General features: G+C 66.2%; 8 protein-coding genes. 4 read left to right on the top strand and 4 right to left on the bottom strand.

Annotated features, from left to right (window positions below; genetic code table 11):
- Window positions 1–15 precede the first annotated feature (15 nt).
- Window positions 16–255 (top strand): hypothetical protein, encoded by a 240-nt coding sequence (locus ACVDHE_RS05050; RefSeq protein WP_325227729.1) that lies wholly within the window; start codon window positions 16–18, stop codon window positions 253–255.
- A gap of 81 nt (window positions 256–336) precedes the next feature.
- On the opposite strand, the gene ACVDHE_RS05045 is transcribed toward ACVDHE_RS05050, so the two are convergent.
- A complete protein-coding gene (locus ACVDHE_RS05045) occupies window positions 337–1854 on the bottom strand; it encodes a YifB family Mg chelatase-like AAA ATPase (protein WP_458885814.1) in 1518 nt (505 codons plus the stop codon).
- 312 nt (window positions 1855–2166) lie between these two features.
- Between ACVDHE_RS05045 and nifJ the strand changes: the two genes are divergently transcribed.
- From nifJ to ACVDHE_RS05030, 3 genes are all read left to right on the top strand, one after another.
- Entirely contained in the window at window positions 2167–5694 is a 3528-nt protein-coding gene (nifJ, locus tag ACVDHE_RS05040; RefSeq protein WP_458885813.1) for a pyruvate:ferredoxin (flavodoxin) oxidoreductase, read from the top strand.
- Window positions 5695–5930: 236 nt separating this feature from the next.
- Window positions 5931–7928: an LTA synthase family protein gene (locus tag ACVDHE_RS05035; RefSeq protein ID WP_458885812.1), complete on the top strand. Its 1998-nt coding sequence runs from the start codon at window positions 5931–5933 to the stop codon at window positions 7926–7928.
- A 157-nt stretch (window positions 7929–8085) separates the two neighbouring features.
- A complete protein-coding gene (locus ACVDHE_RS05030; RefSeq protein ID WP_458885811.1) occupies window positions 8086–9780 on the top strand; it encodes a glycosyl hydrolase family 18 protein in 1695 nt (564 codons plus the stop codon).
- Window positions 9781–9833: 53 nt separating this feature from the next.
- Here ACVDHE_RS05030 and ACVDHE_RS05025 read toward each other — a convergent pair whose 3' ends face one another.
- From ACVDHE_RS05025 to ACVDHE_RS05015, 3 genes are read right to left on the bottom strand one after another with little or no spacing between them, the layout of a single operon-like run.
- The gene (locus ACVDHE_RS05025; RefSeq protein WP_418726220.1) at window positions 9834–10565 is read right to left on the bottom strand and encodes a type 1 glutamine amidotransferase; all 732 of its coding nucleotides are present in this window, start codon (window positions 10563–10565) and stop codon (window positions 9834–9836) included.
- 1 nt (window position 10566) lies between these two features.
- Window positions 10567–11910, bottom strand: coding sequence for a MurT ligase domain-containing protein (locus tag ACVDHE_RS05020; RefSeq protein ID WP_458885810.1), 1344 nt, complete (start codon window positions 11908–11910; stop codon window positions 10567–10569).
- Entirely contained in the window at window positions 11907–12578 is a 672-nt protein-coding gene (locus ACVDHE_RS05015; RefSeq protein WP_458885809.1) for a cyclase family protein, read from the bottom strand. The genes ACVDHE_RS05020 and ACVDHE_RS05015 overlap by 4 nt, the downstream gene beginning before the upstream one ends.
- Window positions 12579–12689: the final 111 nt, after the last annotated feature.

Here is a 12689-nt window from a genome sequence, read left to right as displayed (position 1 = left end):
AAGGAGCGGGTGATCGTGCAGCCGTTTTTTGGAAGCATCCTCTCGGATGAACAGGGCTGGCGGACGGTCCTGGTGGCGTTTCCGCTGATCTGCCTGGCCCTCTGGGGCCTGAATGCCTTCAGCCTGAACCGGCTGAAAAAGGGCAAGGTCGACTATTCCAAAAAGGGATTTCGCAGGCGGGGACGGCTGGTCGGCGCGGCGGTGGTGGTGTTTATCATTCTGGCGGCGATTTTGCAGCACCTGGTCTTTGACTGAGCACGCCGCGTCTTTATGCGGCCATTTTGGAGATTCGGAAAAGAGATAGGCGGCGCCCCGCATGGGGCGCCGCCTGATTGTTTATCCCTTGAGGATATCGGTGTTGCGGTACTGGATGGCCTCGGCCAGGTGCTCCGGCCCGATGGCCGCCGCCCCATCCAGGTCCGCGATGGTCCGGGCCACCCGGAGGATCCGGTCGTGGCTGCGGGCCGTGAGGCCCATGCGGTCGAAGGCGCTTTTCATCAGAGCCTCCCCGGCGGCGTCCAGGGCGCAGAACTGCCCGATCTGAGCGGGGGCCATGTGGGCGTTGCAGGATACGGCGGTGCCGGCGAAGCGCTTTTCCTGAATGGCCCGGGCCGCGTCCACCCGGGCCTTCACCGCGGCGGAGGACTCCGGCTCCGACTTGCGCCGCAGGGCCTCGTACTCCACCGAGGGCACCGACACGTGGAGGTCGATCCGGTCCAGCAGGGGGCCGGAGATCTTCTCCACGTACTTGGCCACCTCCCGGTCCGAGCAGGTGCACTTGCCGGAGGGATGGCCCCGCCAGCCGCAGCGGCAGGGGTTCATGGCACACACCAGCTGGAACCGGGCGGGCAGGTGCAGCGTGCCTCCGGACCGGGCCACGGTGACCTCCCCCTCCTCCAGGGGTTGGCGCATGGCCTCCAGCACGTCCCGGCGGAACTCCGGCAGCTCGTCCAGAAACAGCACGCCGTTGTGGGCCAGGGAGATCTCCCCGGGCCGCAGGGTGGGTCCGCCGCCGGTGAGGGCCGCGGCGGAGGCGGTGTGGTGGGGGCTGCGGAAGGGCCGCCGGGTAAGCAGGGGGTGCCGGGGATCCGCCAGGCCCGCCACGGACCAGATGCCGGAGACCTCCAGGGCCTCCGCCCGGGTCAGATCCGGCAGGATGGAGGGCAGGCGCTTTGCCAGCATGGACTTGCCGGCGCCGGGGGAGCCGATCAGCAGCAGATTATGGCCGCCCGCCGCGGCGATCTCCAGGGCCCGCTTCACGTTCTCCTGGCCCATCACGTCCCGGAGGTCCGGCAGTTCCGCCTCCTCCGGCTCCGCCTCCCAGGCCGGGGCGGGGGAGAGGGGCGACTCTCCCTTCAGATGGGCCACCAGAGCTTTCACATGGTCCACGCCGTAGACGGTGAGACCTCCCGCCAGAGTGGCCTCGGCGGCGTTCTCCGCCGGGACGTACAGCTGCCGGATGCCGTGCTCCCGGGCCGCCAGGGCCATGGGCAGCACGCCGGATACCGGCCGCAGCGCCCCGGTCAGGGACAGCTCTCCCAGAAAGGCCGCCTCCGCCGGCGGCGGGGGCAGCTCGCCGGAGGCCGCCAGCAGCCCCACGAAAATAGGCAGGTCGTAGACGGTGCCCGCCTTCTTCTGGCCCGCCGGGGCCAGGTTCACGGTGATGCGGCTGACGGGGAATTTGGCCCCGCAGTTCTTCACCGCCGCCCGGACCCGTTCCCGGGCCTCCCGGACCGCCGCGTCCGGCAGTCCCACGATGTCGAAGGCCGGAAGGCCCCCGGACAAAAAGCACTCGGCGCTGACGGCATAGCCGGCAATGCCGCTGAGCCCCAGAGACCGCACAGTAACCACCAAAGCGCAGCACCTCCCACGCACCTCCGGTCCACAGCCGGAGGCAGACCGGTCAGACCGGTCCGTTTTTAGGAAAGTTTACCACACAATCCCCGATTAGGGAACACGTTCCCGGAAAAAGGCCCTGAAATGTCAAAGTTGTCGGGAGCTTTGGGCAAAAACTATAAAATTTGTGCAAAAAATAACAAAGCCGCCATTTACACCGGAAAACACAAGTGGTATAATAAGAACGCATGAGCACACGGGGGTGTGTATCCGGGTTCATGTTTTGGTTAAGATTGCTGCATGGGGCAGCAGATTATAGGAGGTAAGTATATGGCAAGAAAGTTCAAGTCCATGGACGGTAACAACGCCGCTGCATACGTCAGCTACGCGTTTACCGAAGTGGCGGGGATCTATCCCATCACCCCGTCCTCTCCCATGGCAGACTTGGTCGACCAGTGGTCCGCCGCTGGCCAGAAGAATATCTTTGGGACCACCGTCAAGGTGATCGAGATGCAGTCTGAGGCCGGTGCCTCCGGCACGGTCCACGGCTCCCTGGCTGCCGGCGCCCTGACCACCACCTACACCGCGTCTCAGGGCCTGCTGCTGATGATCCCCAACATGTACAAGATCGCCGGTGAGCTGCTGCCCTGCGTGTTCCACGTGTCCGCCCGGACCGTGTCCACCCACGCCCTGAACATCTTCGGCGACCACTCCGACGTCATGGCCTGCCGCCAGACCGGCTTCGCCATGCTGGCTGAGGGCAATGTCCAGGAGGTCATGGACCTGGCGCCCGTGGCCCATCTGGCCGCCATCGAGGGCCGCGTGCCCTTCCTGAACTTCTTCGACGGTTTCCGTACCTCCCACGAGATCCAGAAGGTCGCCGTGTGGGATTACGAGGACCTCAAGGAGATGTGCGACATGGACGCCGTCGCCGCGTTCCGCAAGCACGCCCTGAACCCCGAGCGCCCCAATATGCGCGGCTCTCACGAGAACGGCGATATCTTCTTCCAGCATCGTGAGGCCTGCAACCCCTACTACGACGCCCTGCCCGCCGTGGTGGAGAAGTACATGGCCAAGGTCAACGAGAAGCTGGGCACCGACTATCAGCTGTTCAACTACTATGGCGCCGCCGACGCCGACCGCGTCATCATCGCCATGGGCTCCATCTGCGACGTGGCCGAGGAGGTCATCGACTACCTCAACGCGGGCGGCGAGAAGGTCGGCCTCATCAAGGTCCGCCTGTATCGTCCCTGGCGCGCAGACAAGCTGCTCGCCGCCATCCCCGCCACCTGCAAGAAGATCGCCGTGCTGGACCGCACCAAGGAGCCCGGCTCCCAGGGCGAGCCTCTGTACATGGACGTCGTCACCGCGCTGGCCAACGCCGGCCGCACCGACATCCAGGTCATCGGCGGCCGCTATGGCCTGGGCAGCAAGGACACCCCGCCCGCTTCCGTGTTCGCCGTGTATGACGAGCTGAAGAAGGACGAGATGAAGCGCCAGTTCACCATCGGCATCGTGGACGACGTCACCCACCTGAGCCTGGAGGAGAAGCCCGCCCCCGGCGTGGCTCCCGCCGGCACCATCGAGTGCAAGTTCTGGGGTCTGGGCGGCGACGGCACCGTCGGCGCCAACAAGAACTCCATCAAGATCATCGGCGACCACACCGACAAGTATGTCCAGGCGTACTTCCAGTACGACTCCAAGAAGACCGGCGGCGTGACCATCAGCCACCTGCGCTTCGGCGACAAGCCCATCAAGTCCTCCTACTACATCAACAAGGCCGACTTCGTGGCCTGCCACGTGCCCGCCTACATCACCAAGAGCTTCCCCATCGTCCGTGACGTGAAGCCCGGCGGCACCTTCCTGATCAACTGCCAGTGGAGCGACGAGGAGTTGGGCCACCACCTCGACGCCGCCTCCAAGCGCTACATCGCCAAGAACAACATCCAGGTCTACACCATCGATGCCATCGACCTTGCCAAGGAGATCGGCATGGGCAAGCGGACCAACACCATCCTGCAGTCTGCTTTCTTCTCTCTGGCCAAGGTCATGCCCGAGAGCGAGGCCATCGGCTACATGAAGGACGCCGCCACCCACTCCTACCTGAAGAAGGGCCAGGACATCGTGGACATGAACCACAAGGCCATCGACGCCGGTGCCACCGCCTACAAGAAGTTCGACGTGCCCGCCGACTGGGCCGACGCCGTTGACGAGAACGCCGCCGTCAAGCACACCGGTCCCGCCGCTCTGGTGGAGCAGGTGTCCACCATCCTGGATCCCGTGGGCCGCATGGACGGCGACAGCCTGCCCGTGTCCGCCTTCGTCAAGCACGTGGACGGCCAGTTCGAGCTGGGCGCCTCCGCCTATGAGAAGCGCGGCGTGGCCGTGACCGTCCCCACCTGGGACGCCGCCAAGTGCATCCAGTGCAACAACTGCGCCTATGTCTGCCCCCACGCCACCATCCGTCCCTACGCTCTGACCGAGGAGGAGGCCGCCAAGGCTCCCGCCGCCGCCAAGATCGTGGACATCAAGGCCGGCAAGGGCAAGGGCGTGTACAAGTACACCATGGCCGTGTCTCCTCTGGACTGCATGGGCTGCGCCGTGTGCGTGGGCCAGTGCCCGGTGGGCGCCCTGACCATGGTGCCCCAGGAGGACGAGGCCGCTCAGCAGGATGTGTTCAACTACTGCGTGGCTGAGGTCTCCGAGAAGAAGGACATGCAGGACAACACCGTCAAGGGCAGCCAGTTCCGCCAGCCCATGCTGGAGTTCTCCGGCTCCTGCGCCGGCTGCGCTGAGACCAGCTATGCCCGCCTGATCACCCAGCTGTTCGGCGATCATATGTACATCTCCAACGCCACCGGCTGCTCCTCCATCTGGGGCGGTCCTGCCGCTACCTCTCCCTACTGCACCAACAAGGAAGGCCACGGCCCCGCCTGGTCCAACTCCCTGTTCGAGGATAATGCCGAGCACGGTCTGGGCATGTTCCTGGGCCAGCAGGCCACCCGCAGCCGTCTGGCTGACCAGATTCGTGAACTGGCCGGTGTGACCGAGAGCGCCGAGAAGAAGGCTGCCTGCGAGGAGTACCTGGCCACCATGGAGGACTATGAGGCCAACAAGGCCGCCATCGCCAAGCTCCTGCCTCTGCTGGAGGCCGATCCCGACTGCCCGTACTCCAAGACCATCCTGGCCGACAAGGAGTACCTGGGCAAGAAGTCCATGTGGGTCTTCGGCGGCGACGGCTGGGCCTACGACATCGGCTTCGGCGGCGTGGACCACGTCCTGGCCTCCGGCAACGATGTGAACATCTTCGTGTTCGACACCGAGGTCTACTCCAACACCGGCGGACAGGCCTCCAAGGCCTCCAACATCGGCCAGGTGGCGCAGTTCGCCGCCTCCGGTAAGGAGATCAAGAAGAAGTCCCTGGCGGAGATCGCCATGAGCTACGGCTACATCTATGTGGCCCAGGTGGCCATGGGCGCCAACCCCGCTCAGACCCTGAAGGCCATCCAGGAGGCCGAGGCCTATCACGGCCCGTCCCTGATCATCGGCTACGCCCCCTGCGAGATGCACTCCATCAAGGGCGGCATGATGAACTGCCAGAAGGAGATGAAGAAGGCCGTCGAGTGCGGTTACTGGAACCTGTTCCGCTTCAACCCCGCCGCTGAGGGCGCCAAGTTCACCCTGGACTCCAAGGAGCCCAAGGGCGGCTATCAGGAGTTCCTGATGAACGAGGCCCGTTACAGCCGTCTGACCCGCGAGTTCCCCGACCGCGCCAGCGAGCTGTTCCAGCGCAACGAGAAGGCCGCCATGGACCGCTACGAGCACCTGCTCAAGCTCAAGGCCATGTACGAGGGCTGAGCCCCGACCGGATCGCATCCCTTTCCGTAAAGCGCGCCCATCGCAACCAAGACCCCGGAGGCATTTGCCTCCGGGGTCTTTTTCGTCGTTTTGGCGGAAAATCGCGGTGAAAAGAAAATGTTAAGAAAAAGGGGTGGAATCTCCGGCAAGGACGGACTATAATGTTTGCGCCTGCTGGGCGGATGGACCCGTCTTGCAGAGCATGAGCGCCGCTTCCGGGAGGGGAGGGACTGCATATGCCTACATCGACACGCCCCCCGCGGGGGCAGGCCCTGGCGGCCGGAGGCCGCACACTGCTGCGGCTTGCCCTGCTGGCGCTGGGCAATACGCTGGTGGTGGAGCTGTTCAACCACAAGGCCTTTACCGACGGACCGGGGAGCTTCTGGACGTTTCTGACCGGGGCGCCGCTGGCGTTCGCGGTGGATGTGCTGCTGGTGCTGGCATCGCTGATTCCCGGCCTGTTTCTGCGCAGGCGGGTGTTCTGGTATACGCTGATTTCCACCGTGTGGCTGGCGGCGGGCGCGGTCAACGGCTTCATTCTGCTCAACCGCATGACCCCCTTCACCATGGCGGACATCACCGTGCTCAACAGCGGTCTGGACACCCTGCCCAACTATTTGTCCAAGGGGGCCATCGTGCTGCTGGCCCTGGGGGTGGCGGCGCTGGCGGCCGGGCTGGTGCTGCTGTTCTGGAGGGGGCCCCGCTGTCCCCAGCCCTGGGGCGCCCGCTGGCGGCCGGCCCTGGCGTCGTTGGTCCTGTGCGCCGCCGTTTTGGGCGGCACCTGGGCCCTGGCCTTTCGTACGGACCAGCTCAGCACGGTCTTTTCCAACCTGGCATATGCCTATGAGGACTACGGCTTCCCCTACTGCTTTTTTCAGACCTGGCTCAACAGGGGGATCCGCCGGCCCTTCAATTACGGCCGCACCGTTATGACGAACCTGGGGGATAAGATCGAAGCCGCTCGGGCGGAGGCTCCGGCGGAGCCGCTGAGCGATGCCAATGTGATCTTTATTCAGCTGGAATCCTTCATCGACCCGGAGGAGATCCGGGGACTGGAGCTCTCCCGGGACGCGGTTCCCAACTGGCACGCCCTGAAAGAGACCAGTTCCTCCGGTGTGCTGACGGTGCCGGTGGTGGGCGCCGGCACCGCCAACACCGAGTGCGAGGTCCTCACCGGCATGAGCACCCGGCTCTTCGGCCCGGGGGAGTACCCCTACGAGACCTGCCTTCAGGACCAGACCGTGGAGAGCATCGCCTATCTCCTGCAAAAGCAGGGCTGCGCGACCCATGCCATCCACAACCACGCCGCCACCTTCTATAACCGCGACCGGGTGTACCCCCATCTGGGATTTGACGATTTCATCCCGCTGGAGTATATGCCCGCCGCCGGGACCACGCCTCAGAACTGGGCCAAGGACGCCGTGCTGGAGGGGCAGATCCGCAAGGCCCTGGACGCCACACCGGACCAGCCGGACTTCGTGTTCACCGTCACCGTCCAGGACCACGGCAAGTACCCCGACGAGCCGGTGCTGACCGACCCGGCCGTCACCGTCACCGCCTGCCCGGAGGAGGACCGCCGCTGGGCCACGGAGTACTATGTCAATCAGCTCTATGAGACGGACGCCTTCATCGGCCGTCTGGTGGAGGACCTGGAGCAGCGGGAGGAAAAGACCGTCCTGGTCCTCTACGGGGACCACCAGCCCGCCCTGGGGCTGGAGAGCGGCGATATGGCCGGAGACAGCCTTTTTTATACGGAGTACATCCTTTGGAGCAATTTCGGTCTGGAGCAGCGGCAGGAGGATCTGACCTCCTATCAGCTCTCCGCCTATGTGCTCCACCGTCTGGGGATCACCGACGGGATCCTGGGCGCCTTCCACCAGTTTTTCCGGGAGGAGCCGGGATACCTGTCCAACCTGCGGCGCATCCAGTATGACACCCTGTACGGCCGCCGCTATCTCACCGGCGGTCAGGCGCCTTACGCGCCCACGGAGATAGAGATGGGAGTGGAGCCCATCACCGTCACAGACCTGTACCGCAGCGGAGAGGTGTGGTGCATTGCCGGAGAGAATTTCAGCCCCTACTGCCGGGTGTACGCCGACGGGGAGGAGCTGGAGACGGTGTATCTCTCGTCCGCCCTGCTGTGTTTGAAGCAGGATCCCGGGGAGCTGCGGCCGGCGGATCTGGAGATCCGGGTGGTGGATCAGGATGGAACGCGCCTCAGCCCGGAGGAATAAAGAAACAGCGCCCGCCCCGGCAGGGGCGGGCGCTGTTCTTGCAGGCAGCAAGTGGCGCAGCTTCCAGATGTTGTCCGTTGTGGGGAGACAGCCGTGCTGGTACAATGGAGACCCGGGCTGTCTGCCCGAGAGATGACATTTGCAAGGAGAACATACCATGAACCACCCACGGATCAAACGGGCGGCGGCGTGGCTGCTGGCCCTCTGTCTGATCGGGACCCTGACGGGTCTGAAGCCCACCGGGGCCGCCGCCGCGGAGACTGCGGGGGAGGTGGTGGGCTACTATGCCGCCTGGGCCGCTGCCCGGGGCTACGGCCCGGAGAAGATCCCGGCGGGCCGGTTTACCCAGATCAACTACGCCTTTGCCGCCATCGACGGCGCCTCCGGTAAACTGGTGCTGGAGGACGCCGCCCGGGACCGGAAGAACCTGGCGGGCCTGACGGCCCTGCGGAAAAAGGACCCGGCGCTGAAGATTGTGCTGTCGGTGGGCGGCTGGGACCACTCCACCTACTTTTCTGACGTGGCCTCCACTGCCGCCCGGCGGGAGACCTTCGCCCAGAGCTGCCTGGAATTGATCCTGGCCCACGACCTGGACGGGGTGGACCTGGACTGGGAGTATCCGGTCTCCGGCGGCGCCGGGGTTATCCACCGGCCCCAGGACCGGGAGAACTTCACCCTGCTGCTCAAGGCCATCCGCCAGAAGCTGGACCGGCAGGCACAGAAGGACGGCCGGGACTACCGGCTCACCGTGGCCGGTGCCACCGGCAGCTGGTATCTGAACAACATCCAGCCCCAGGCGGTGGCGGAGGTGGTGGACCACATCTTCCTGATGACCTACGACTTCGCCGGCCCCTGGAGCAGCCGCTCCGGGTTCAACGCGCCCCTGTACGGTACCTCCAGCGTGGACAGCGCGGTGGACGCCTGGCTGAGCCGGGGCGTGGCGGCGGAGAAGTTGGTGCTGGGGATGCCCCTGTACGGGTACATATACCAGGGCGTCTCCTCCGCGGACAGCGGCCTGAACAGCACCTTCACCTCCGCCCGGTCCGTCACATACGACGCACTGAAGAGCACCTATCTGAGCAGCAGCACCTACCGGCAGCTGCGCCACGCGACCGCTCAGGTGCCCTGGCTCTACGGTCAGCGGACGTTCATCTCCTATGACGATCCCGTCTCCATAGCCGCCAAGGCCCGTCTGGCCCGGGACCGCTCCCTGGGCGGCATCGGCTTCTGGGAGCTGTCCCAGGACAGCGCCGGGGAGCTGGTCGCCGCGGCCCGGACCGCCTGGGGCGCCGGGACGGAGAGCGGCGCCTTCCGGGACGTGCCGGCGTCCGCCTGGTACGCCGAGGCGGTGGCGGCGGTGTCCGCCGCCGGCCTCATGCAGGGCACCGGAAACGGCCTGTTCTCTCCCAGCGGCAGCGTCAGCCGGGGCATGGCCGCCGCCATTTTGTACCGGCTTGCAGGAGAGCCGGAGACGGCGGGAGCGCCCTTTTCCGATGTGTCCGCCAGCGCCTATTACGGCCCCGCCGCCTCCTGGGCGGCGGAGGCGGGCATCGTCACCGGCTATGCCGACGGCACCTTCCGGCCCCATCTGCCGGTGTCCCGCCAGCAGCTGGCGGCGATGCTGTGGCGGTACGCCGACTGGGCGGAGATCGCCCTGGCCCGGCCGGCGGATCTCTCCGGTTACCGGGACGCCCACCAGGTATCGGCCTACGCCGTGGAGCCCCTGGGCTGGGCGGTGAAGGCCGGCCTGCTTCAGGGCACGGCGGAGGGAGACCTGCTGCCCCAGGGCGGCGCCCTCCGGGGTCAGACGGCCGTGATCCTCTGGCGGTTTGCGGAACTGCTGGAGGCATAAGGCCCTTGCGGCCAAAACAAATCGGGCGGGGCAAGTGCCCCGCCCGGGTCATTTTATTTTCCGCAGCGCAGCCGCAGCTGTTCTTCCGTGATGGCGTAGCCCTGCTCCGTCCAGGCGTCCAGGGGCCAGGTCTCCGGCTCCGGCGCGCCCCGGCGGCGGAGGATGGCGGACACCACCGTCTCCAGGAGCTTGGGGTTTTTGAGCAGGATGGGCCCCGTCAGCTCCGAGGCGAACACGTTGTCCCGGCGGAAGCCCTCCGGCCCCTTTTCCGCCTCGTTGCCGTAGCCCAGGTCCAGGGCGGTCAGCAGCGGCGTCTCCACGCCGGAGATGTTGGCGCACTTGTTCATGAAGCCCACCACCGGCTCAGGAAACAGGTCCGTATGGCCGTAGACGTCCTCCACGAACCGCTGCTTGCCCTGGACGGCGGTGAATTCCGCCAGGCCGATACCGGGACGGACCGTACCGGCGGCGTCGGTGACGGAGGCGCCCAGCAGCTCCATGGCGGTGCCGGCGAAGAGCATGGCGCAGCCGTCCGCGGCCAGGGCCTTCACGTCAGCGCCGAAGCGGGCAAAGTCCGCCTGGGCGAAGGCCTGCCGCCGCTCGGTGCCGGCGCCCATGAAGAGGAAATCCGCGCCGGAGAGGGCCGCGTCCTGACCCGGCGCCACGGTCTCCACGGCGACGGTGTGGCCCAGCCGCTCCAGCAGCCGCCTGACCGCGCTGACGTTGGCGTAGCTGCCGTAGAGGTTCATGAGATCGGGGTAGAAGTGGATGATCTTCACGTCCATGTCACAGCGCCTCCTTTTTCACGGCGGGCAGGTCCAGCAGCTTGTCCCGGTCGGAGAAGCAGGTGACCACGTACAGCTCCCCGCTGCCCTGGGACGCCAGCTGCTCCGCGGCCTCCGGGATGCCGGGGCAGACCTGCCACGCCTCCCGGGGCAGGCCGGTGAAGCTGAACCGCTCCGCCAGGTCGTTGCAGTACCGGCCGGAGAGGATGACCTTCTCCACCTGGGGGCAGTTCAGAAGGTCGAAGTCGATGTCCCACAGCCAGCTGGTCTCGCTGGTGAAGTACTTGCGGCTCACCGCGTCCACGATCACCAGCACGGTGCAGGGGGCCTTGGCCTCCTGGCGGATGTAGCGGAGGTTGGTGTCGTAGGCGATGGAGTTCTCGTGCTTGCTGGTCAGGAGCGTGCCGCGGCGGCCGCCCAGGGTGAAGGTCTGCATCCGGCCGTTTTTCAGGATGTAGTTGCTGACCGTGTGGACGATGGTCTCCCCGTCCACCCCCGCCAGACGGCAGGCGGCGTAGGCCGCCAGGATGTTGTAGACATTGTAGATGCTGCGGAAGGCCAGGGACACAGTGTACTGCCCGTCCAGGGTCAGTGTGCCGCCGGTCAGGTCCAGGGCTGTGGCGGTGAAGTCCGTCCGCTCGGGGCGGTGGTGTCCGCACTTGGCGCAGCGGTAGGCGCCGATGTGGTTGTAGTGGACGAAGTCATAGGTCATGGGCCCGCCGCACACAGGGCAGCAGGCGCCGTCGCGGTACACGCCGCCGGGGGCGTCCTGGTCGCTGGGGCAGCGGTCCAGGCCGAACCAGCGGACCTTCTCATGTCCCCGGGCAAAGCAGGAGGACAGGGGATCGTCGGCGTTGAGGACCAGCTCCGTCTCCGGGTGGATGGCGGGCAGGAGGGCGTCGTAGACCCACTCCGGGTGGCCGTTGCGGGTCAGCTGGTCCCGGTAGAGGTTGGTGACGACGAAGTGGGTGGGGTGGAAGTAGCGGAAGCTGTGGGCGGCGTAGCGCTCATCGGACTCGATCAGCAGCACGTCGGAGCGGACCTTGCCGCCCAGGGTGGCGTGGGTCAGCACCGTGGTGGTGACGCCCTCGATCTGGTTGGAGCCCTCGGCGTTGTAGACCACGGTCTTGCCGGCATCGCGCAGCACGGCGGCGATCATCTCCACGGTGGAGGTCTTGCCGTTGGAGCCGGTGACGGCGATGACGGCAGCGGGCAGCTGCACCCGGCGGAGGATGTCCGGACAGATCTTCAGGGCGAACTTGCCGGGCAGGGAGCTGCCCTTGCCCACCAGCTTGCCGGCCAAGCGGCCCAGCTTGCATACCAGGATGGCGAAAAACGCTCTCACGCCTGCTCCATCTCCTTTTCAAAAGGGTCCCCGCCCAGCTGGGCCACCGCCCGGACCGGGGCGCCGTCGGCGTGCTCGTACTTCAGCGGCAGGGCCATCAGCATGAAGTCTGTCCGGCCCACCACCTTTTTCAAACACAGGTTCTCCAAAATCACCAGACCGCCCCGCAGCAGGATCTTGTGGGCGGCCAGGTCGCCGCTGGCCAGCCGGTCCACGCCGAAGGCGTCGGTGCCAACGCCCTTGAGCCCGCAGGAGACCAGATACTTGGCCGCCTCCGCGTCCAGCACCGGGAAGGTGTCCTCAAAGAAGGCCTCCGTGTTCCAGCGCTGCTCCCAGCCGGTGTAAAAGAGGGCAAAGTCCGCCGTGCGCAGGGTGCCGTTCTGGGCGCGCAGATAGTCGGCGGTGATGACGCCCCCTTCCAGATGGGTCACGTCCAGCGCCACCGCCCGGCCGTAAAACTGGGAGGGGGGGAGCTGATCCAGGGTGGAGCCGTCCGCCAGGATGTGGGCGGGGGCGTCCATGTGGGTGCCGCTGTGGGAGGAGATGGCGAGGCGCGTCTCCCGCCAGCCCCGGTTGGCCAGAGTGCCGGCGCTCTCCAGAACGGGAGGGACCGTGCCGGGATAGACGGGCATCTCCGACGTAATGGTGTGGGTGAGGTCAATGATCATAGGACATTCCTTCCTTGTGGGGGATTTTGGCTCAGCAGTTTGCTGGCGGGAGGCGGCCCGGAGGGGGGCGCCCCGAAACCGGCGGGCAGCTCCGCCGGGAAAGAGACGAAA

It is taken from the genome of Dysosmobacter sp. Phy (assembly GCF_054476235.1).
Note: the sequence above shows the minus strand (reverse complement) of the source record. Positions and strands in the feature narration are given on the sequence as shown.

Bases quoted from the DNA above. Each gene is read 5' to 3' on its own strand.
- ACVDHE_RS05030 (WP_458885811.1), top strand. From the start codon at position 8,086: ATGAACCACCCACGGATCAAACGGGCGGCGGCGTGGCTGCTGGCCCTC.
- nifJ (WP_458885813.1), top strand. From the start codon at position 2,167: ATGGCAAGAAAGTTCAAGTCCATGGACGGTAACAACGCCGCTGCATAC.
- ACVDHE_RS05035 (WP_458885812.1), top strand. From the start codon at position 5,931: ATGCCTACATCGACACGCCCCCCGCGGGGGCAGGCCCTGGCGGCCGGA.
- ACVDHE_RS05025 (WP_418726220.1), bottom strand. From the start codon at position 10,565: ATGGACGTGAAGATCATCCACTTCTACCCCGATCTCATGAACCTCTAC.
- ACVDHE_RS05015 (WP_458885809.1), bottom strand. From the start codon at position 12,578: ATGATCATTGACCTCACCCACACCATTACGTCGGAGATGCCCGTCTAT.